A 20,080-nucleotide genomic window follows, 5' to 3' on the forward strand; every position below is an offset into this window, starting at 1 on the left:
GCCGTGGGATGCAATGATGAGCAACCAGATTCCGGTACATGACGTTACTCCGCCTGCCAAAAATTCGAATAACACCGTCGATCTCTACGCATCGCGGGAGAAAATCTACACCCGTGCCTTCACCGGCTTGTTCCGCAATCTGCGGATGCTCGGGGGTGCCGGTTTGTTCCTGCTCTACTTCGGCACCGTGTGGCTGAACTGGGGTGGCCACCAGGCAGTCTGGTGGAACCTGCCGGAACGTAAATTCTTCATTTTTGGCGCAACTTTCTGGCCCCAGGATTTCATCCTGCTGTCGGGCATCCTGATCGTGGCGGCGTTTGGCCTGTTCTTCATCACCGTGTATGCCGGCCGCGTCTGGTGCGGCTACACCTGCCCGCAAAGCGTGTGGACCTGGATCTTCATGTGGTGCGAAAAGGTCACCGAAGGCGACCGCAACCAACGCATCAAGCTGGACAAGGCGCCGATGAGCGCCAACAAGTTCCTGCGCAAGTTCGGCAAGCACAGCCTGTGGCTGATCATCGGCTTCGTCACCGGCATGACCTTTGTCGGCTACTTCTCGCCGATCCGTGAACTGGTGTTCGATTTCTTCACCGGCCAGGCGGATGGCTGGTCGTATTTCTGGGTCGGCTTCTTCACCCTCGCCACCTACGGCAACGCCGGCTGGCTGCGCGAGCAGGTGTGCATCTACATGTGCCCGTATGCGCGTTTCCAGAGCGTGATGTTCGACAAGGACACGATGATCGTTTCCTACGACCCGCGCCGTGGCGAAGTCCGTGGGCCGCGCAAAAAAGGTATCGACTACAAGGCCCAGGGCTTGGGGGACTGCATCGATTGCACGATGTGCGTGCAGGTGTGCCCTACCGGCATCGACATCCGTGACGGCCTGCAGATTGAATGCATCGGCTGCGCGGCCTGCATCGACGCCTGCGACAACATCATGGACAAGATGGAATACCCGCGCGGGCTGATCAGCTACACCACCGAGCACAACCTGTCCGGGCAGAAAACCCATAAGCTGCGCCCGCGCCTGATCGGTTATGCCCTGGTGCTGCTGGCGATGATCAGCCTGTTGGTGGCCGCCTTCTTCGTGCGCTCGCTGGTGGGTTTCGACGTCAGCAAGGACCGCGTGCTGTACCGCGAAAACGCCGAGGGCCGGATCGAAAACGTCTACAGCCTGAAGATCATGAACAAGGACCAGCGCGACCACACCTACGTGCTTGACGCCGCAGGCCTGCCAGACCTCAAGCTGCAAGGCCGGCGCGAGATCAAGGTAGCGGCCGGGGAAATCTTCAGCATGCCGGTGGAGTTGTCGAGCGCACCGGAACAACTGCCGTCGAGCACCAACGAGGTGAAATTCATCCTCAGGGATGCCGATGACGACAGCGTCCACATTGAAGCCAAGAGCCGATTCATCGGCCCACAAGTCCGTTAATAGAGAGCCGAACAATGCCCGCAGCTACTGCCGCAAGCCCCTGGTACAAGCACCTCTGGCCCTGGATCATCATTGGGATCCTGACCTGCTCGGTGACGTTGACCTTGTCCATGGTGACCATCGCGGTGAACAACCCCGACAACCTGGTCAACGACAACTATTACGAGGCCGGCAAAGGCATCAACCGTTCCCTGGACCGCGAACTGCTGGCCCAGACTCTGCAACTGCGGGCCAAGGTGCACCTGGACGAGTTGACCGGCGAAGTCGAATTGCACCTGACCGGCAACAGCGGGCCCGGCACCCTGGAGCTGAACCTGATTTCGCCGACCCAGCCGGAGAAGGATCGCAAGATCCTCCTGACCCGCAGCGACAGCGAGCCCGGCCGCTACATCGGCCAGGTGACCGACAAGGTCGAAGGCCGCCGCTTCGTCGAGCTGCTGGGGGTGGAAGGCGACCGGACCTGGCGTATGTTTGAAGAAGAACAGGTCAGCCATGACAAGGACTTGCTGCTGGGCGACGAGCCGCTGCAGGGTGCTGAAGACCTGAAAAAATAGAGCGTCACCTGTTTGATCGTTCCCACGCTCTGCGTGGGAATGCATCCCGTGACGCTCCGCGTCACAAGAGCGGACGCGGAGCGTCCAGCGAAGCGTTCCCACGCAGAGCGTGAGAACGATCATCGGAACTGAGCCATGACCACCCCGACCCCTTGCTACCACTGCGCCCTGCCCGTGCCGCCCGGCAGCCGGTTCACTGCCGTGATCCTCGGCGAGCCCCGCGAGCTGTGCTGCCCGGGCTGCCAGGCGGTGGCCGAGGCAATTGTCGCCGGTGGCCTGGAAAGCTATTACCAGCACCGCAGCGAAGCCTCGGCCAACCCCGAGGCGCTGCCGGTGCAACTGGTGGACGAGCTGGCGCTGTATGACCGTGCCGATGTGCAAAAGCCTTTCGTGCGCCACGACGGTGATCTGTCGGAAGCCACACTGTTGATGGAAGGCATCAGTTGCGCCGCCTGTGGCTGGCTGATCGAAAAACACCTGCGCAGCCTGCCCGCCGTGGCCGAGGCACGCCTGAACCTGTCCAACCACCGCCTGCACGTGCGCTGGGCCGACGGGCAATTGCCCCTGAGCCAACTGCTCGGCGAATTGCGTCACATCGGCTACGCCGCCCACCCGTATCAAGCCGACCGTGCCGCCGAACAACTGGCCAGCGAAAACCGCCTGGCCCTGCGTCAACTGGGGGTGGCCGGGCTGCTGTGGTTCCAGGCGATGATGGCGACGATGGCCACCTGGCCGGAATTCAATATCGACCTGAGCCCGGAGCTGCACGTGATCCTGCGCTGGGTCGCGATGTTTCTGACAACGCCCATCGTGTTCTACAGCTGCGCGCCGTTTTTCAAGGGGGCGATGCGCGACCTGCGCACCCGCCACCTGACCATGGATGTTTCGGTGTCCCTGGCCATTGGCGGGGCCTACCTGGCCGGAATCTGGACCGCCATCACCGGCACCGGCGAACTGTATTTCGATGCAGTCGGCATGTTTGCCCTGTTCCTGCTGGCCGGGCGCTACCTGGAGCGTCGCGCCCGGGAACGTACGGCGGCAGCCACCGCGCAGTTGGTCAACCTGTTGCCAGCCTCGTGCCTGCGCATGAGTGCCGACGGGCAAAGTGAACGGATCCTGCTCAGCGAACTGGCCCTGGGCGACCGGGTACTGGTGCATCCGGGGGCGGTGCTGCCGGCAGACGGCATCATCCTCGACGGCCAGTCGAGCATCGACGAATCGCTGCTGACCGGCGAGTACCTGCCGCAACCACGCCAGGTCGGCGATGCCGTCACTGCCGGCACCCTCAACGTCGAAGGTGCGCTGACCGTCGAAGTCCGCGCCCTGGGCCACGACACGCGCCTGTCGGCCATCGTGCGCCTGCTGGAGCGGGCCCAGGCGGAGAAACCCCGGCTGGCGGAGATCGCCGACCGCGCCGCCCAATGGTTCCTGTTGTGCTCATTGGTCGCCGCTGCGGTCATCGGCCTGGTGTGGTGGGAGCTGGATTCGTCACGGGCGTTCTGGATCGTCCTGGCGATGCTGGTTGCGACCTGCCCTTGCGCCCTCTCACTGGCAACACCCACCGCCCTGACGGCAGCCACAGGCACCCTGCACAAACTCGGCCTGCTGCTGACCCGCGGCCACGTGCTGGAAGGCCTGAACCAGATCGACACGGTGATTTTCGACAAGACCGGCACCCTTACCGAAGGTCGCCTGGCGTTGCGCGCGATCCGCCCGTTGAGCCTGCTGGGCAGCGACGAGTGCCTGAGCCTTGCGGCGGCGCTGGAGCAACGTTCGGAACATCCGATCGCCCGCGCATTCGGCCGCGCGCCGTTGGCGGCGGATGAAGTGCTCAGCACGCCGGGCCTGGGCCTGGAAGGCCGCGTCGGTGACCGCCGGTTGCGCATTGGCCAGCCGGGTTTTGTCTGCGAACTGAGCGGCTGCGCCCTCCCCGCCTCGCCGAAGGAAGCCGGCCAATGGCTGCTGCTGGGCGACACCGACGGCGCCCTGGCCTGGTTTGTCCTGGATGACCGCCTGCGCAGCGACGCGCCCGCCTTGCTCGCCGCCTGCAAGGCACGCGGCTGGCGCACGTTGCTGCTGTCGGGAGACAGCTCGCCGATGGTTGCCAGTGTCGCCGCCGAGCTGGGCATCGACGAAGCCCATGGCGGCCTGCGCCCCGATGACAAGCTGCAAATGCTGCAACAGCTGCACAAGGAAGGCCGCAAGGTGCTGATGCTCGGCGATGGCGTCAACGATGTGCCGGTGCTGGCCGCCGCCGATATCAGCGTGGCCATGGGCTCGGCCACCGACCTGGCCAAGACCAGCGCCGACGCGGTGTTGCTGTCGAACCGCCTCGACGCCCTGGTGCAAGCCTTTACCCTGGCCCGGCGCACCCGCCGGGTAATCATTGAAAACCTGCTGTGGGCCGGGCTGTACAATGGCCTGATGTTGCCGTTTGCCGCCCTCGGCTGGATCACTCCCATCTGGGCGGCGATCGGCATGTCCCTCAGTTCGTTGACCGTGGTGCTCAATGCCCTGCGCCTGACTCGCATGCCGAGCACGCCAGCCGTGAGCCCCGCCCCCGTAACCCGCCCGCTGCCGGCTTGAGCCGCGCGGGCATGGAGTGCAGATGCCAGCTCTTTACGTGATGATCCCGGCGGCGCTGTTGATCGTGGCCATCGCCATTTACATCTTCTTCTGGGCGGTGGACAGCGGCCAGTACGACGACCTCGATGGCCCGGCTCACAGCGTGCTGTTCGATGACCAGGACCCGAACCACCTGGCGGCCGTCGATGAAGCCAACGGCCCTGAACAACCGCCCAAGCCGAAAGATCCGCCCCATGCTTGAACTGGCGCCCCTGCTGGTCTCGGCGGTGATCCTCGGCCTGCTGGGCGGCGGCCATTGCCTGGGTATGTGTGGCGGCCTGATGGGCGCGCTGACCCTGGCGATTCCCAAGGAGCAACGCAGTCGGCGCTTTCGCCTGCTGCTGGCCTACAACCTGGGGCGCATCCTCAGCTACGCCACCGCGGGCTTGCTGATCGGCCTGGCCGGCTGGGCCGTGGCCAACAGTCCGGCAGCGATGTTCATGCGCATCCTCGCCGGGCTGTTGCTGATCTGCATGGGCTTGTACCTGGCCGGCTGGTGGAGCGGCCTGACCCGTATCGAAAGCCTCGGGCGCGGCCTGTGGCGGCATATCCAGCCGGTTGCCAACCGTTTGCTGCCGGTGTCCAGCCTGCCCCGGGCGTTGCTGCTGGGTGCGCTCTGGGGCTGGTTGCCGTGCGGGTTGGTCTACAGCACGTTGCTGTGGGCGGCCAGCCAGGGCAATGCGCTGGACAGTGCGGTGCTGATGCTCGCGTTCGGCCTTGGCACCTGGCCGGTACTGCTGGCCACGGGCTTAGCCGCTGATCGAGTCACCGCGTTATTGCGCAAACGCAGCGTGCGGATGGCCGGTGGCCTGCTGGTCATGCTGTTCGGCATCTGGACCTTGCCCGGGCCGCACCAGCACTGGCTGATGGGCCACTAGATCGCCATGTGGCATAGCGCCGCTCCCCGTTGATGCAAATCAAGATGGCTTCCCCACCCAGCCCCTAGACTCGGCCCACTAGCCTATCCGGGGGAACGCCCGCATGCTCGACGCCATTCGTTGGGACACTGATCTGATTCACCGCTACGACCTGGCGGGGCCACGCTATACCTCGTACCCCACCGCCGTACAATTCGACAGCCAGGTCGGCACCTTCGACCTGCTCCACGCCCTGCGCGACAGCCGCAAGGCCGTACGGCCCCTGTCGCTGTATGTGCATGTGCCGTTTTGCGCCAACATTTGCTACTACTGCGCCTGCAACAAGGTCATCACCAAGGATCGCGGCCGGGCTCACGCCTATCTGCAACGCCTGGAGCAGGAAATCCAGTTGGTGGCGTGCCACCTCGACCCCAAACAGCCGGTGGAGCAGCTGCACTTCGGCGGCGGCACCCCGACCTTTCTCAGCCATGACGAGCTGCGTCAGGTCATGGGCCGCCTGCGCCAGCACTTCAACCTGCTGGACGATGACTCCGGCGACTACGGGATTGAAATCGACCCACGGGAAGCCGACTGGGCGACCATGGGCCTGCTGCGTGAACTGGGGTTCAACCGCGTCAGTATCGGCCTGCAGGACCTGGACCCCGAAGTGCAGCGTGCGGTGAACCGCCTGCAAAGCCTGGAAGAAACCCGCGCAGTGATCGACGCAGCGCGCACCCTGCAGTTTCGTTCGATCAATATCGACCTGATCTACGGTTTGCCCAAGCAGACACCGCTGAATTTCGCACGCACCGTGGAAGAAGTCATCAGCCTGCAACCGGACCGCCTCTCGGTGTTCAACTACGCACACCTGCCGGAACGGTTCATGCCCCAGCGACGGATCAACACCGACGACCTGCCCTCCCCGGCGGAAAAACTGCTGATGCTGCAAACCACCATCGAGCAGTTGACCCGGGCGGGCTACCGCTACATCGGCATGGACCACTTTGCCCTGCCGGACGACGAATTGGCCGTCGCCCAGGAAGAAGGCACGCTGCAACGCAACTTCCAGGGCTACACCACCCACGGGCATTGCGATTTGATCGGGCTTGGGGTGTCGGCGATCAGCCAGATCGGCGACCTGTACTGCCAGAACAGCAGCGACCTGAACCACTACCAGAACGCCCTCGCCGGCGCGCAACTGGCCACCAGCCGTGGATTGTTATGCACCACGGATGACCGGTTGCGACGGGAAGTGATCCAGCAGTTGATCTGCACGTTCAGCCTGAATTTCGAGAAGATCGAACAGGCCTTCAACATCGATTTTCGCGGCTATTTCGACGAGCTCTGGCCGCAACTGGAGGCGATGACCGAGGACGGACTGATCGAACTCGACCCACAGGGCATCCGCGTATTGCCGGCGGGGCGCCTGCTGGTACGCTCGGTGTGCATGGTGTTCGATGCCTATCTGGAGCACCAGAATCGGCAACGATTTTCGCGGGTAATCTGAACCTGTCCTACTTCGCCAGCAGGGCCATCGCTTCCAGCTGCGACTCGGGAGACTCGTCCTTCAAGGCCTTTGTCAACTGCGATTGGGCCGTCATCAAGCCGGCCTGCAATGTCGCGATATCACTCTGCAAGGCGGCCACTCTGGCCTGCCTTGCCTGCGGGGTCTTTGAGGCGTCGGACATGGCAGCTGAGAGCTGAGCCATCTTCTCGGCGAGCTGTTTTCTCATCTCGCGAATCATTTTCAACAGCTGCTTGATGTTGTCTTTCAGGTTGCTGTCGTCAATGTCCTTGTTGGAGTTGGTGCTGGCCTTGGAGGCTTTCAGCCCCGCCCCCGAGATATCCACCACCAGTCCTTGGGGCTTGGTGTCAGTGGCCCGATCGGTAGAAGACGCTTGGTCTTTATCGTCTGCAGCGGGGTCTTTTTTCGCATCAGGCACGGTTAGCGAAGAAACAATGGCAGGGTTGGTTGCGCCAATGGAAAGCATGATCTGAGCCTCCAGCTCTAGGAGTGACAATCTTGTATCGACCTCGATACAAAATTCTTTATACCGCTGCTGCTTTTCTGTACACGCTGGCCTGATTGCCCCCCGGTGCGTTACCCTTACGTCTTATGTGTGTTTTCCCACAAGGATTTAAGAAATGTCCGAGCCAGTTAAACTGCGCGCTCATAGCCAGGCTCATTGCAAGGATTGCAGCCTGGCCCCCCTGTGCCTGCCACTTTCGTTGAATCTGGAAGACATGGAAGCGTTGGACGAGATCGTTAAACGCGGTCGCCCACTGAAAAAAGGCGAGTTCCTGTTTCGCCAGGGCGACAAGTTTGACTCCGTTTATGCAGTACGTTCTGGCGCGCTGAAAACCTTCAGCCTGAGCGATGGCGGCGAAGAACAGATCACCGGCTTCCACCTGCCGAGCGAACTGGTCGGACTGTCGGGCATGGACACTGAGATTCACCCCGTGTCGGCCCAGGCCCTGGAAACCACATCGGTGTGTGAAATCCCGTTCGAACGCCTGGATGAACTGGCCCTGCAGCTGCCGCAATTGCGTCGCCAGTTGATGCGCGTGATGAGCCGGGAAATCCGCGACGACCAACAGATGATGCTGTTGTTGTCGAAGAAAACCGCCGACGAGCGTATTGCCACTTTCCTGGTCAACCTTTCCGCACGTTTCCGCGCGCGGGGTTTCTCGGCCAACCAGTTCCGCCTGAGCATGTCGCGCAACGAAATCGGCAACTACTTGGGCCTGGCGGTGGAAACCGTGTCCCGGGTATTCACCCGCTTCCAGCAGAACGAGTTGATTGCGGCCGAAGGCAAGGAAGTGCATATCCTCGACCCGATCCAGCTCTGCGCATTGGCTGGCGGTTCGCTCGACGGTTGATCCAGACGCTTGCGGCCGAGCCAATCGGCTGGGCCGCAGGTATACTTCGAGTCCGCTTTCCTCCCCAGGACTCCTCGACGATGGTCTTCGATTCGTTCGACATCAAATCCCTGATTCGCCCAGTCATCGACTTCCCCAAGCCTGGGGTGATCTTTCGCGATATCACGCCGCTGTTCCAGTCGCCCAAGGCCTTGCGCCTGGTGGCCGACACCTTCGTACACCGCTACGTCGAAGCCGACTTCACCCACATCGGCGCGATGGATGCCCGGGGCTTCTTGATCGGTTCGATCATTGCCTATCAGTTGAACAAACCGCTGATCCTGTTCCGCAAGCAAGGCAAATTGCCGGCTGACGTGCTGGCCGAGAGTTACCAGACCGAATACGGCGAAGCCTTCCTGGAAGTGCACGCCGACAGCCTGTGTGAAGGTGATTCGGTGCTGATGTTCGATGACCTGATCGCCACCGGCGGCACGCTGATCGCAGCGGCCAACCTGGCGCGGCGCATGGGCGCACGGATTTTCGAAGCGGCGGCGATCATCGATCTGCCGGAGCTGGGTGGTTCCCAGCGCCTGGAAGACCTGGGCATTGCGACGTTCTGCCTGACGCAGTTTGCCCTGACAGACCAATAACCCCGGGACTCGTGTGGCGAGGGAGCTTGCTCCCGCTGGAGTGCGCAGCGCTCCCAAAGATCTTGGGGCCGCTACGCAGCCCAGCGGGAGCAAGCTCCCTCGCCACAGCTCCCTCGCCACAAAAGCGCTTTCTACAAGCCCATCTGCTTGCTGATGATTTCGTTCATCACTTCCCGAGTCCCGCCACCGATGGACAGGATGCGGTTGTCGCGATACAGCCGCTCCACCAGGTTGCCGCGCATGTAGCCCTGGCCGCCGAGGATCTGCACGGCATCAAAGGTCACGCGGTCGGCGGTGTCGGTGGCGAGGTTCTTGGCCATCGAGATCTCCTTGATCACACTCTTGCCCGCGGCCATCTTGGCGGCCTGGCGGTAGGTGAATTCCCGCGAGACCTCCACCGCCGTGGCCATTTCCGCCAGGCGATGCTTGAGCACCTGGAACTTGCCGATGGGTTTGCCGAAGGCCTCGCGCTGGGCCGCCCACTTCAGGCTTTCCTCCAGGGCCATCTGCGCAGTCATATTGGCCATCAGGGCCAGGGCCAGGCGCTCGCTCTGGAAGTTGCCCATGATGCAGGCGAAACCCATGTTCTCGGCGCCGATCAGATTGCCTGCCGGTACGCGGCAATCGTCGAAGAACAGTTCGGCCGTGTCCGACGCCCACCAGCCCATCTTCTTCAGCGGTGTACCGGTGGTGAAACCAGGCGTGCCCTTTTCGATCAACAACAGGCTGATGCCGGCAAAGCCCGGCCCCCCGGTACGTACCGCGACGGTATAGAAGTCGGCACGCTGGCCGCTGGTGATAAAGGTTTTGCTGCCGCTGACGCGGTAATGGTCGCCGTCACGCACGGCACGGGTCTGCAGGCTGGCGACATCGGATCCGCCACCGGGCTCGGTGACGGCCAGGGCGGCGATCTTCTCACCGGATAACACCTGCGGCGCCACACGATCGCGCACCTCGGGCCGGGCCCATTTGACGATGGGCGGCAAGCCGATATCCAGCGAGCCCAACCCTGCCACTACTCCGCCGGAGCCGCAGCGCATCAGTTCTTCGCTGGCGGCGACCTTGGCGAACAGGTCACCTTCGTGGCTGCCTCCAAGGGCTTCGGGGTAACCGATGCCCAGGATCCCCGCCGCACCGGCCTTGAGGTACAGCTCCCGGGGGAAGCTTTCCGCTTCCTCCCACTGCTCGATGCCCGGCAACATCTCGCGCTCGACGAAACGACGCACGCTGTCGCGGACCAATTGGTGGCTGGGGTCGAAGTATTCCTGATAGGCAGACATCGGCAAGCTCCACGGGACGGTAGAGCGAACTTACCAAGCGCTTGCTTGGTTATCAAGCAAGAGGAAAGACTCGTGAACGCCACAAAACAAATGTGGGAGCGGGCTTGCTCGCGAATGCGGTGTATCAGTCGCCAGATGCATTGACTGAACCACCGCATTCGCGAGCAAGCCCGCTCCCACATTTTGTTCTGCGGTGTTTGTTATAGGGCGATCGGCTTACGTCCGGCAAACGAATGCGCCAAGGTCCCGCCATCCACCAGTTCCAGCTCGCCACCCAACGGCACGCCGTGGGCGATGCGCGAGGTAATCAGGCCTTTGTGGGTCAGCAGCTGGGCGATGTAATGGGCCGTCGCTTCGCCTTCCACCGTAGGGTTGGTGGCCAGGATCACCTCGACGAACGTGCCCTGCTCCTCGATTCGCGTCACCAGTTGCGGAATACCAATCGCCTCCGGCCCCAGCCCGTCCAGCGGCGACAGGTGGCCCTTGAGCACAAAGTAGCGCCCGCGGTAACCGGTCTGCTCCACCGCGTAGACATCCATCGGCCCTTCGACCACGCACAGCAGCGTGTCGTCGCGACGCGGGTCGGCGCATTGCGGGCACAGCTCTTCCTCGGTCAGGGTGCGGCACTGGCGGCAGTGGCCAACCCCTTCCATCGCCTGGCTCAGGGCCTGGGCCAGTCGGGAGCCGCCGCTGCGATCACGCTCCAGCAGTTGCAGCGCCATGCGCTGGGCGGTTTTCTGACCCACGCCCGGCAAAGTGCGCAGGGCGTCGATCAGTTGACGAATCAGAGGGCTGAAGCTCATGGGGAAAGGTCCGACAAAACAACGAGACGCGGTTTATACCCGCGCCTCGGATTAGCGTCAAATGCTCAATCTTGTGCGACCCGCACCACCAACTTGCCGAAGTTGCGCCCCTCCAGCAAACCGATAAAGGCTTCAGGTGCCTGCTCCAGGCCTTCCACCACGTCCTCGCGGAACTTGATCTTGCCATCCCGCACCCACGGCGCCATGGCACTGAGGAATTCCGGTTGGCGGTCGCCATAGTCGTCGAACACGATAAAGCCCTGGATCCGCACACGCTTGGTCAGCAAGGTACGTTGCAACGCCGGCAGCCGGTCGGGACCGCTGGGCGCTTCGTGGGCGTTATAGCCGGCGATCAGGCCACACAAGGGAATGCGCGCCTTGGCATTCAGCAGCGGCACGACCGCGTCGAATACCTTGCCGCCGACGTTTTCAAAGTAGATATCGATGCCCTTGGGGCAGGCCTGGGCAAGCTCCTCGGCAAAGTTGTCGCTCTTGTGATCGACACAGGCATCAAAGCCCAGCTCGTCCACCACATAGCGGCACTTGTCGGCGCCGCCCGCCACACCGACCACCCGCAGGCCCTTGATCTTCGCCACCTGGCCCACCACCGAGCCCACCGCACCGGAAGCGGCCGCCACCACCAGGGTTTCCCCGGACTTGGGCTGGCCGATATCGGTGAGGCCCATATAGGCGGTCATGCCGGGCATACCCAGCACACCCAGGGCCATGGACGGGCTGGCCAGTCCCTTCGGTACCGGGATCAGGTTGCGCCCATCGGAGATGCTGTGGCTCTGCCAGCCGGTGGAACCGACCACCAGGTCACCCACCTCGAACTTCGGATTGCGGGACTGTTCGATGCGGCTGACAGCGCCACCGGTCATCACTTCGTCGATTTCTACCGGTGCGGCGTAGGACGGCGCATCACTCATGCGCCCGCGCATGTAGGGATCCAGGGACAGGTAAAGGGTCTTCAGCAAAACCTGGCCGTCGGCCAGTTCCGGCAGCGCGACGCGCTCCAGGCGAAAGTTTTCCGGCACCGGTGCGCCGTGGGGGCGTGAGACCAGCACAATGCGCTGGTTGAGGGTCAATGCTTCGGACATCAGCGAGGCTCCTTCTATCGGTGATTGAATTCAACGGTATAGGGTGCAGACCCCAACACAGGGTCCAGGGTTCGACAAAACTCTCGCAGTAGCCGTTGTCGAGCGCCAGCGAGGCTACGTTAGCCGCACCGCTGCTTTCATGCCAGACGTGGGACCGAGTCGCTGCCGACGCAGCCTGGCTGGCGCTCGACAGCTGCTACGGGTATGGAAAATAGCCGGCCAAAAAAATGCCAGGCGCGGGGCCTGGCATTTTCGGTGCTGCGCTTGCCGATCAGAACGGCAGCTTCATGCCCGGTGGCAGTTGCATGCCAGCGGTCACGCCGGACATCTTGTCCTGGCTGTTAGCTTCGATCTTGCGCACGGCGTCGTTGACGGCCGCGGCAAACAGCGCCTCGAGCATTTCCAGGTCGTCTTCGCCGACGCCCGGCAATACGCTTGGGTCGATGCTCACGCGCTTGATGTCGTGACGACCGGTCATCACCACGCTGACCATATCGCCACCGGCTTTACCGGTGACTTCGGCGTTGGCCAGTTCTTCCTGCATCTTGGCCATCTTTTCCTGCATCTGCTGCGCCTGCTTCATCAGGCCGGCCATGCCACCTTTCATCATGGGAATCACCTCAAAAGTACGTGGATCAATTATTGGCCCCGGGTTATGACGCTTGGGGTACCGGGGCTTCTACAGGTTCAATAGTATCGTGCCGCACCACCGCGCCAAACTGCTGCATCATCTGCTGGATGAGCGGATCACCGTGGATCGACTCTTCAGCCTCACGCTGGCGGTTGACCCGGCGACGGGACGCCGCCTGGGCCGGGGTTTCCTGCTCGGGCTTGATCAGCTCGATGCTGATGGTCAGCGTGCGCCCGTGGAACTGGTTCAGGGCATCGTTGAGCCGGCGCTGCTGGGTCGCGTTGAACAGGGCGCTGTGGGCCGGGTCCAGGTGCAGCAGCCAGTGGTCGCCATCAACGGCAATCAGGGTGCAGTTGGCGGCGATGCTGCCGGTCATGCCGGAGATCGGCAGTTTCGGGAACAGCTCCAGCCATTGCAACGCCAGGCCGGTGGCCGGCATCGCGGCAGGTTCGGGTTCAGGCTCCGGGGCAGGCTCGGCGGTATGTTCGCTGGCCAGGTCGTCCAGGTAGCTGTAGGCCGAATCCATGTCCGGCTCGATGTAATCTTCGTCCAGCGGCGGCTCGTCGTCGAGGTCGGTGCCCGGGGTGGCGGCGTCCACTTGCGCAACGGTCGGCTCCGGCACCGGGGCCGAAACCCACTCGGGGGCGTCCGGCACCACGCTGTCCGGGGTCGGCGCGGGCATGGGTGTCAGTTCAGGCTGCTCGCTGGTGGTTTCCAGCACCGGCTCGACGGCAGGCTGCAGCTCGACCTCGGCCTCTACCGGGTCGTTCCACGGCAGATCGACTTCAGGCACGGGCGCAGGCTCAACCACCGGCTCCGGCACCACCACTGGCGCCACGGGCTCGGCGACAACCGGGGCGGCGGCCTGTGCAACCGGCGCAGGCGGCGCAACCACTGGCGCGACAACAGCCGGGCCAGCCACTGGTTTGGCGGAATCAACTGTGGCCTGGCTGATCCCCACTGGCTTTAGCGGCTGTCTCGGCGCATCCGCCGTGTCGGCGGGCCTGAAGGCCAGCATCCGCAGCAGGACCATTTCGAAGCCGCCCCGCGGATCGGGTGCCAACGGCAGGTCACGTCGCCCAATCAGGCCCATCTGGTAGTAGAACTGTACGTCTTCGGCCGGTAACGCCTGGGCCAGGGCCAACACGCGGTCACGGTCGCCGTGGCCGTTGTCGACACCTTCGGGCAGGGCCTGGGCGATGGCGACGCGGTGCAGCACATTGAGGATTTCCGACAGCACGCCATTCCAGTCCGGGCCTTGCTCGGACAGATGGCGCACGGCTTCGAGCAACGCCTTGGCGTCGCCTTCGATCAGCGCGTGCAGCACGTCGAACACCTGGCCGTGGTCCAGGGTGCCGAGCATCGCCCGCACGTCGGCGGCCAGCACCTTGCCTTCACCGAAGGCGATGGCCTGGTCGGTAAGGCTCATGGCATCACGCATCGAGCCGTCGGCGGCACGACCCAGCAACCACAGGGCGTCGTCTTCGAACGGTACGTTCTCGACACCCAGCACGTGGGTCAAATGCTCGACCACACGCTCCGGGGTCATGTTTTTCAGGGAGAACTGCAGGCACCGCGACAAAATCGTTGCAGGAAGTTTCTGCGGGTCGGTGGTGGCCAGGATGAATTTGACGTAGGGCGGCGGCTCTTCCAGGGTCTTCAACAAGGCGTTGAAGGAGTGGCTGGACAGCATGTGCACTTCGTCGATCAGGTAGACCTTGAAGCGGCCACGGCTCGGTGCGTACTGCACGTTGTCGAGCAGCTCGCGGGTGTCTTCGACCTTGGTGCGGCTCGCGGCGTCGATCTCGATCAGGTCGACAAAACGCCCTTCGTCGATTTCCCGGCACACCGAGCAGGTACCACACGGCGTCGAGGTGATGCCGGTTTCACAGTTCAGGCACTTGGCAATGATGCGGGCAATGGTGGTCTTGCCCACCCCGCGGGTACCGGTGAACAGGTAGGCGTGGTGCAGCCGTTGGCTGTCCAAGGCATTGATCAGAGCCTTGAGCACATGGGTCTGGCCGACCATTTCGCGGAACGAGCGCGGACGCCATTTACGTGCAAGAACCTGATAACTCATCGAAAACCGTCGCAACTGGGAAGCGGAAGCGGGTAATGCTAGCGGAGCAAGGGGGAAATTGCATCCGGCACGCTCGTCTAATCTGACTAAGCTGGTCTGACCAAGCCTGTAAAAGGCTGAACCCGGAGAATTTATGCGCGCAGTCCTGGGCGCCTTGTGGATGATTGCCACGGTCAGCCTGGCGGCACCCGCACCTCTGCGATTCTCCATTTCCGACAGCTGGACCATGCCCATGGTGCAACTCGACCAGGGCCAGCCCACCCAGGGGATTTTGTATGACCTGATGTTGAGCCTGGCCACCCAGGTCGGCCGTCCTGCGAAATTCCATGTGCTGCCGCGTGCGCGCATCGACACCGCCATGGAGCGCGGGGATGTGGATGTGCGCTGCTACGTGACACCGGCGTGGCTAAACAACCTGTCGGGGGACTACACCTGGAGCATCCCGCTGCTGGTCCAGCGCAATGTGCTGGTCGCCGCGCAGGTGCCACCACTGTCAGTACGCCTGGACAGTCTGACGTCGCAACACATCGGTACTGTGCTCGGCTATAGCTACCCGACCCTGGAACCACGCTTCGCCAGGGGCCAGCTCAGCCGCGAGGACAGCCGCAGTGAGGAGCAGGTGTTGCAGAAGCTCGCGGCCGGGCGTTTCAACTATGCGGTAAGCAATGAATGGATCCTCGACCGCTTCAATCAGCAATTACCGCCCACACAGCGCCTGCACACGGTGGCCGTGATCGAAGAACAAAGCCTGGGTTGTTATGTGCGCAACGACCCGCAGGTGCCCGGGCAACAGATCCTGCGCACGTTGCTGCGGATGAAAATGTCCGGGGAGATTGATGAAATCATCCAGCTGTATATCGGGAACAGCGCCCCCGCCCCTTAAGATCACCTGATTGTCCTTGTGGCGAGGGAGCTTGCTCCCGCTGGAGTGCGCAGCGCTCCCAAAGATCTTGGGGCCGCTACGCAGCCCAGCGGGAGCAAGCTCCCTCGCCACAGCAACCTCCCTAGCCACCGTAAGCTCCCTCGCCACAATAAACATCACTCAAGCTTTTGCCACTGCGGCGGCGGTGCAAATTCCTCGACCCAACCCGGCACGTCTTCTGCAGGCATCGGCCGGGCGATGAAATAGCCTTGGGCCACTTCGCAGCCCATGCGCATCAACAGCTGGCCGTGCTCCAGGGTTTCCAGGCCTTCGGCAATCACTTCGCGGCCAAACGCACGGGCCAGGCCGATCACGGCCTTGGTCAGCGCCAGGTCGTCCTTGTCGTGCAGGATGTCGCGCACGAACGACTTGTCGATCTTGATGGTCTGGGTCGGCAGGCGCTTGAGGTAGCTCAGGGAGGAATAGCCGGTGCCAAAATCATCCAGGGAGAACTGCACGCCCAAGGCCTGGCAGGCCTCCAGGTGCTGGGTGACACGCTGGATATTGTCGATGGCCACCGACTCGGCGATCTCCAGGTCCAGCCGGTGCGGCTCCACCTGCGGGTATTGCGCCAGCAAGTCTTGCAGGCGCTCGACAAAATCCTCGCGCTGGAAGTGCCGCGCCGCGATGTTCACGCTCACCGACCACCAATGCCCATGCACCTGCCAGCGATGCATCTGGCCCAACACCTGGGCGATCACCCATTCGCCGATATCGACAATCAGGTCGGTCTGCTCGATCAGTGGCAGGAAATCCCCCGGCTTCACCAGGCCACGCTCGGGGTGCTGCCAGCGTAACAACGCTTCGAACCCCACCACCGTGCCGGAGCGCAAGTTGACCTTGGGCTGGTAATGCAGGCACAACTGGCCCGCCGCCAGGGCCTGGCGGATCTGCTCCACGGTCTGGTGGCTGGCCTTGACCTCCTGTTCCAGGGATACATCAAACAACTGGTAGCGGTTGCGCCCGCTCTGCTTGGCCACATACATCGCCTGGTCGGCATGGCGCAGCAAGGTGTCGGCGTCCTCGTCATCCAGGGGGAACAGCGTGACGCCGATGCTGGCGAACACATTCAGCTCCGCCCCCTGGATCGAGTACGGCTCGGAAATCGCCTTGAGGATGCGCAGCAAGGCGCCGTTCAGCTCGTCGATATCGCGCACATAACGCAGGATCAGCACAAATTCGTCACCGGCGAGCCGGGCGACCACGTCCTCGCCGCGGATGATCTCCCGCAACCGAGTGGCCACTTCCACCAACAACAGATCCCCACAGGCATGCCCATACCCGTCGTTGACCGCCTTGAAGCCGTCCAGGTCGAGCATGCACAACGCCAACGGGATGTCTTCGCTGCGGGAGAACTCCAGGGACTGGTTAAGCAACTCCGACAGATAGGCGCGGTTCGGCAAGCCGGTCAGCACATCGTGGCCGACCCGCCATTGCAGGGTGTGCAACAGCTGGCGCTTTTCGCTGACATCAAAGCGGATCGACACGTACTTCTGCACGCGCCCGGTCTTCTCATCGAGCAGCGGCACCATGGTGCTGTCCACCCAATACAACGTCCCATCCTTGGCCCGGTTGCAGATTTCCCCACGCCACACCCGGCCTTCGCTGATGGCTTGCCACATGCCCTGGAAGAACCCCGCAGGATGCAGTCCCGAGCTCAGAATGCGGTGATTTTGCCCCAGCAACTCGTCACGCCCGTAGCCGGACATGCCGCAGAACTGGTCATTGACGTAAGTGATGCAGCCCGCCAGGTCAGTCTCGGAGAAAATGGCGGCTGCATCCACGGCCCTGCGGTATTTCTCGTCCATGAGTCAGGCTCACTGTGGCTAGCGGTTGAACCGCTCGACCAGGGCGCGCAACCCGGAAGAGATGCTTTCGAGTTCCCGGCCACGGGTGACTGCAGCGTTGGCATTGCCCGCTGTCTTTTGCACCGTGGCGGCAACGTTATTGATCTGCTGTGAAACTTCCTCGGCGACGTGGGATTGTTCCTGTGAGGCAGCAGCCATTTGCTGACTCATACCGGTAATACGCTCCACCGCGTGGCGAATGCCTTGCAGCGCCTGCTGCGCCTCAAGTACTTGCTGCACGCCCTGCTCGGCCTCGCGAATGCCCAGGCTCGCGATCTCGACCGCCTCATCGGCGCCCGCCCGCAGGTTCTGGATGATGCCCTGAATCTGCTGGGTCGACTCCCGCGTCTTGCCCGCCAGGGCGCGCACCTCGTCGGCCACCACGGCAAAGCCACGGCCCTGCTCGCCGGCGCGGGCCGCTTCAATGGCCGCGTTGAGGGCCAGCAGGTTGGTCTGGTCGGCGATTGCCTGGATCATGCTCGCGGCCACCTGGATTTGCTGGGTCTGCCCGGCCAGGTTGCCCACCGCCTGATTGATCTGGGTGACGGTGCCGGCCAGCAACTGGATCGCCTCGCGGGACGTGCCGGCCACCTGGCTGCCCTGCTCGGCGAGGGTGTTGGCGGTGTGAGCTTCGCTGGCGGTTTGCTGCACATGCATCGCCACTTCGGCGATGGACGCAGCCATCTCGGTCATGGCGGCGGCGGTCATGTCGGTCTCGGCGCGCTGTTCCAGCAACGCCGATTCGGTGGTGCTCGACAACACGCTGGAATGGGCGGCTGCTTCGGCCATCTGGTTGGCCAGGTCGCTGAGGCGCGTCAGGGCGGTTTTAAGTCGCGCTTCTTCGCTGATCAGGATCATTTCGAGCTGCGCGCTCGGCCCCAGCGCGTCGCTGTAGGTCATGGCGCTGATGGGGTCGGAAAAGGTATTGGGCGTGTTCTGCACAATCTGCTTGAGCTGCAGCCCCAAGCGTTGATGCCCCCAGACGCCCAGGCCGAGAAACAAGCCGACAGTCAACGCCTGGGCCCACAAACCCGGAACCCATTGGAAGGCGGCGACACTGGCAACGGCAGCGGCCAGTGGCAACGCCATGGCCCGGGACACAGACGCCACACGCCGCACCGGCGAGACCGCCGCACCACCTGCCTGCAACCGCGCGTACAGCGCTTCTGCGCGGCGCACCTGTTCGCGGGTGGGCTTGACCCGCACCGACTCGTAGCCCGTCAGCCGCCCGTCTTCGAGAATCGGCGTCACATAGGCGCTGACCCAATAATAGTTGCCGTTCTTGCAGCGGTTCTTCACCACGCCCATCCAGCTCTGCCCGGCCTTGAGGTAGCTCCACATCAGCTGGAACACGGCGGGCGGCATGTCCGGGTGGCGCACCAGGTTGTGGGTGCTGCCGATCAGCTCGGCCTGGGTAAAGCCGCTCATGGCGGCAAACTCGGCGTTGCAGTAGGTAATATGGCTGTTGACGTCAGTTGCGGAAATTAGCCGTTGCTGCTCCCCAAAAGTCTGTTCAACAGCAGTGACCGGCAAATTGAGACGCACGTTAAAGCTCCATGGACAGCATTCGATCGCCCTCTCGACCACCGGGTAGGCAGGACAGGCGGATTCGTATTTCCAGTCGGGCTGCGCCGTCGATCGGCTGGTTGGCCGCAAAGGTACGCAAACCCACGATTTTGCACAGCAATTCATCATCCATTCAGTGATGATCAACTAGGCTTTAATTCGGGTATCCGGCACGTGAGGCGCAATGAAGCGTGGCACTGACGAGCGACATTTCAGTCCCTGCCAGGCGTCCGTTTTATGGGCACATTTATGAGAGTAAGGAGAGAGCAATGATTTCCTGTTTCATAAACCTGCCTTCTGAAACGAGACCACCAAATACTTGTCCTAGATGCCGATTCTACGAATTACATCACATTTTGCAAGAAAAGGTGATGGTACATGCGGTTGTCTAATTTTAAGATTTATCGTTAAGTTCTTGATTCTAAATGGGAATTGAGCGATGCACATTTCAAGTTTGGGTCCAGCCATCAGACGTTACCGCAAGGTCGCAGGGCTTACTCAGGCTGAACTAGGTGAAAAAACCGGTTTTGACCCTAAAACCATCAGCCGCTTCGAAACCGGCACCTATACACCCAGCGTCGAGGCACTGTTCTTGTTCGCAGAGGCGCTGGGAGTGAAGCTGAAAGTCTTTTTCGCAGACCTGGTCGACGAGGAGGAACAGCGCGCTTATCTGTTCGGTGTCATTCACAAAGCCACCCCGAAGGATCTGGGAAAGCTGATCGCAGCGGTAGACCAGGCCTTGTCCAAGCCTTAGAGCTCGCAACACACGTGCACGCAATAAAAAGAGCAGACAGCCAGATTGACTGTCTGCTCTTTGCTTGATGACTCCTGACATGAACTGACAGGACAGCCCCTTAGACTAGGGACTGAGCCG

General features: G+C 62.4%; 19 protein-coding genes. 10 read left to right on the top strand and 9 right to left on the bottom strand.

Annotated elements, in window-relative coordinates; translation table 11 throughout:
• Nucleotides 1–16 precede the first annotated feature (16 nt).
• From ccoG to hemN, 6 genes are all read left to right on the top strand, one after another.
• Nucleotides 17–1,432: a cytochrome c oxidase accessory protein CcoG gene (ccoG, locus tag HX821_RS20865; protein ID WP_003219028.1), complete on the top strand. Its 1,416-nt coding sequence runs from the start codon at nucleotides 17–19 to the stop codon at nucleotides 1,430–1,432.
• Nucleotides 1,433–1,446: 14 nt separating this feature from the next.
• A complete protein-coding gene (locus HX821_RS20870) occupies nucleotides 1,447–1,986 on the top strand; it encodes a FixH family protein (protein WP_177036335.1) in 540 nt (179 codons plus the stop codon).
• Between the two features lie 135 nt (nucleotides 1,987–2,121).
• Nucleotides 2,122–4,572: a heavy metal translocating P-type ATPase gene (locus HX821_RS20875; protein ID WP_134325954.1), complete on the top strand. Its 2,451-nt coding sequence runs from the start codon at nucleotides 2,122–2,124 to the stop codon at nucleotides 4,570–4,572.
• Nucleotides 4,573–4,594: 22 nt separating this feature from the next.
• Nucleotides 4,595–4,813 carry a cbb3-type cytochrome oxidase assembly protein CcoS gene (gene ccoS / locus HX821_RS20880; protein ID WP_003219033.1) on the top strand — a complete coding sequence of 73 codons (219 nt, stop codon included), beginning with the start codon at nucleotides 4,595–4,597 and terminating at the stop codon, nucleotides 4,811–4,813.
• Nucleotides 4,806–5,489, top strand: a complete 684-nt coding sequence (locus HX821_RS20885; RefSeq protein ID WP_003219035.1) for a sulfite exporter TauE/SafE family protein — start codon at nucleotides 4,806–4,808, stop codon at nucleotides 5,487–5,489. Before ccoS ends, HX821_RS20885 begins: the two co-directional genes overlap by 8 nt.
• A gap of 103 nt (nucleotides 5,490–5,592) precedes the next feature.
• On the top strand, nucleotides 5,593–6,975 hold the full coding sequence (gene hemN / locus HX821_RS20890; protein WP_003219038.1) for an oxygen-independent coproporphyrinogen III oxidase: 1,383 nt from the start codon (nucleotides 5,593–5,595) through the stop codon (nucleotides 6,973–6,975).
• A 7-nt stretch (nucleotides 6,976–6,982) separates the two neighbouring features.
• On the opposite strand, the gene HX821_RS20895 is transcribed toward hemN, so the two are convergent.
• The gene (locus tag HX821_RS20895) at nucleotides 6,983–7,459 is read right to left on the bottom strand and encodes a hypothetical protein (protein WP_003219041.1); all 477 of its coding nucleotides are present in this window, start codon (nucleotides 7,457–7,459) and stop codon (nucleotides 6,983–6,985) included.
• A gap of 154 nt (nucleotides 7,460–7,613) precedes the next feature.
• Here HX821_RS20895 and fnr point away from each other — a divergent pair, with 154 nt between their 5' ends.
• On the top strand, nucleotides 7,614–8,348 hold the full coding sequence (gene fnr, locus HX821_RS20900; protein ID WP_003219044.1) for a fumarate/nitrate reduction transcriptional regulator Fnr: 735 nt from the start codon (nucleotides 7,614–7,616) through the stop codon (nucleotides 8,346–8,348).
• Nucleotides 8,349–8,428: 80 nt separating this feature from the next.
• Nucleotides 8,429–8,977: an adenine phosphoribosyltransferase gene (locus tag HX821_RS20905; RefSeq protein WP_177036336.1), complete on the top strand. Its 549-nt coding sequence runs from the start codon at nucleotides 8,429–8,431 to the stop codon at nucleotides 8,975–8,977.
• 131 nt (nucleotides 8,978–9,108) lie between these two features.
• Here HX821_RS20905 and HX821_RS20910 read toward each other — a convergent pair whose 3' ends face one another.
• From HX821_RS20910 to dnaX, 5 genes are all read right to left on the bottom strand, one after another.
• Nucleotides 9,109–10,257, bottom strand: a complete 1,149-nt coding sequence (locus HX821_RS20910) for an acyl-CoA dehydrogenase family protein (RefSeq protein ID WP_177036337.1) — start codon at nucleotides 10,255–10,257, stop codon at nucleotides 9,109–9,111.
• Between the two features lie 200 nt (nucleotides 10,258–10,457).
• Nucleotides 10,458–11,060 (bottom strand): recombination mediator RecR, encoded by a 603-nt coding sequence (gene recR, locus HX821_RS20915; RefSeq protein WP_177036338.1) that lies wholly within the window; start codon nucleotides 11,058–11,060, stop codon nucleotides 10,458–10,460.
• 65 nt (nucleotides 11,061–11,125) lie between these two features.
• Nucleotides 11,126–12,160, bottom strand: a complete 1,035-nt coding sequence (locus HX821_RS20920; RefSeq protein WP_003219050.1) for an NADP-dependent oxidoreductase — start codon at nucleotides 12,158–12,160, stop codon at nucleotides 11,126–11,128.
• A gap of 271 nt (nucleotides 12,161–12,431) precedes the next feature.
• Nucleotides 12,432–12,770, bottom strand: a complete 339-nt coding sequence (locus tag HX821_RS20925; protein ID WP_003193199.1) for a YbaB/EbfC family nucleoid-associated protein — start codon at nucleotides 12,768–12,770, stop codon at nucleotides 12,432–12,434.
• Between the two features lie 43 nt (nucleotides 12,771–12,813).
• A complete protein-coding gene (gene dnaX / locus HX821_RS20930) occupies nucleotides 12,814–14,871 on the bottom strand; it encodes a DNA polymerase III subunit gamma/tau (RefSeq protein WP_177036339.1) in 2,058 nt (685 codons plus the stop codon).
• Between the two features lie 133 nt (nucleotides 14,872–15,004).
• Here dnaX and HX821_RS20935 point away from each other — a divergent pair, with 133 nt between their 5' ends.
• Nucleotides 15,005–15,754 (top strand): ABC transporter substrate-binding protein, encoded by a 750-nt coding sequence (locus HX821_RS20935; RefSeq protein WP_177036340.1) that lies wholly within the window; start codon nucleotides 15,005–15,007, stop codon nucleotides 15,752–15,754.
• Nucleotides 15,755–15,909: 155 nt separating this feature from the next.
• Here the strand turns inward: HX821_RS20935 and HX821_RS20940 are convergent, their stop codons facing one another.
• Genes HX821_RS20940 through HX821_RS20950 form a run of 3 tightly spaced genes read right to left on the bottom strand, consistent with a single transcriptional unit; the run spans nucleotide 15,910 to nucleotide 19,339 of the window.
• Nucleotides 15,910–17,601: a bifunctional diguanylate cyclase/phosphodiesterase gene (locus tag HX821_RS20940; protein WP_177036341.1), complete on the bottom strand. Its 1,692-nt coding sequence runs from the start codon at nucleotides 17,599–17,601 to the stop codon at nucleotides 15,910–15,912.
• Between the two features lie 18 nt (nucleotides 17,602–17,619).
• Complete coding sequence (locus HX821_RS20945; protein ID WP_177036342.1) at nucleotides 17,620–19,185, bottom strand: PAS domain-containing methyl-accepting chemotaxis protein; 1,566 nt, start codon at nucleotides 19,183–19,185, stop codon at nucleotides 17,620–17,622.
• A 1-nt stretch (nucleotide 19,186) separates the two neighbouring features.
• A complete protein-coding gene (locus HX821_RS20950; protein WP_157222851.1) occupies nucleotides 19,187–19,339 on the bottom strand; it encodes a hypothetical protein in 153 nt (50 codons plus the stop codon).
• Between the two features lie 306 nt (nucleotides 19,340–19,645).
• On the opposite strand from HX821_RS20950, the gene HX821_RS20955 reads away from it, so the two are divergent.
• Entirely contained in the window at nucleotides 19,646–19,960 is a 315-nt protein-coding gene (locus HX821_RS20955; protein ID WP_003219061.1) for a helix-turn-helix domain-containing protein, read from the top strand.
• Nucleotides 19,961–20,080: the final 120 nt, after the last annotated feature.

The sequence above is a fragment of the Pseudomonas sp. B6001 genome (genome assembly GCF_013386015.1).
GTDB lineage: Bacteria > Pseudomonadota > Gammaproteobacteria > Pseudomonadales > Pseudomonadaceae > Aquipseudomonas.

What these genes read in the sequence shown, in the direction of transcription:
- ccoG (WP_003219028.1), top strand. Translation starts at nt 17, where the DNA reads ATGAGCAACCAGATTCCGGTACATGACGTTACTCCGCCTGCCAAAAAT.
- HX821_RS20870 (WP_177036335.1), top strand. Translation starts at nt 1,447, where the DNA reads ATGCCCGCAGCTACTGCCGCAAGCCCCTGGTACAAGCACCTCTGGCCC.
- HX821_RS20875 (WP_134325954.1), top strand. Translation starts at nt 2,122, where the DNA reads ATGACCACCCCGACCCCTTGCTACCACTGCGCCCTGCCCGTGCCGCCC.
- ccoS (WP_003219033.1), top strand. Translation starts at nt 4,595, where the DNA reads ATGCCAGCTCTTTACGTGATGATCCCGGCGGCGCTGTTGATCGTGGCC.
- HX821_RS20885 (WP_003219035.1), top strand. Translation starts at nt 4,806, where the DNA reads ATGCTTGAACTGGCGCCCCTGCTGGTCTCGGCGGTGATCCTCGGCCTG.
- hemN (WP_003219038.1), top strand. Translation starts at nt 5,593, where the DNA reads ATGCTCGACGCCATTCGTTGGGACACTGATCTGATTCACCGCTACGAC.
- HX821_RS20895 (WP_003219041.1), bottom strand. Translation starts at nt 7,459, where the DNA reads ATGCTTTCCATTGGCGCAACCAACCCTGCCATTGTTTCTTCGCTAACC.
- fnr (WP_003219044.1), top strand. Translation starts at nt 7,614, where the DNA reads ATGTCCGAGCCAGTTAAACTGCGCGCTCATAGCCAGGCTCATTGCAAG.
- HX821_RS20905 (WP_177036336.1), top strand. Translation starts at nt 8,429, where the DNA reads ATGGTCTTCGATTCGTTCGACATCAAATCCCTGATTCGCCCAGTCATC.
- HX821_RS20910 (WP_177036337.1), bottom strand. Translation starts at nt 10,257, where the DNA reads ATGTCTGCCTATCAGGAATACTTCGACCCCAGCCACCAATTGGTCCGC.
- recR (WP_177036338.1), bottom strand. Translation starts at nt 11,060, where the DNA reads ATGAGCTTCAGCCCTCTGATTCGTCAACTGATCGACGCCCTGCGCACT.
- HX821_RS20920 (WP_003219050.1), bottom strand. Translation starts at nt 12,160, where the DNA reads ATGTCCGAAGCATTGACCCTCAACCAGCGCATTGTGCTGGTCTCACGC.
- HX821_RS20925 (WP_003193199.1), bottom strand. Translation starts at nt 12,770, where the DNA reads ATGATGAAAGGTGGCATGGCCGGCCTGATGAAGCAGGCGCAGCAGATG.
- dnaX (WP_177036339.1), bottom strand. Translation starts at nt 14,871, where the DNA reads ATGAGTTATCAGGTTCTTGCACGTAAATGGCGTCCGCGCTCGTTCCGC.
- HX821_RS20935 (WP_177036340.1), top strand. Translation starts at nt 15,005, where the DNA reads ATGCGCGCAGTCCTGGGCGCCTTGTGGATGATTGCCACGGTCAGCCTG.
- HX821_RS20940 (WP_177036341.1), bottom strand. Translation starts at nt 17,601, where the DNA reads ATGGACGAGAAATACCGCAGGGCCGTGGATGCAGCCGCCATTTTCTCC.
- HX821_RS20950 (WP_157222851.1), bottom strand. Translation starts at nt 19,339, where the DNA reads ATGGATGATGAATTGCTGTGCAAAATCGTGGGTTTGCGTACCTTTGCG.
- HX821_RS20955 (WP_003219061.1), top strand. Translation starts at nt 19,646, where the DNA reads ATGCACATTTCAAGTTTGGGTCCAGCCATCAGACGTTACCGCAAGGTC.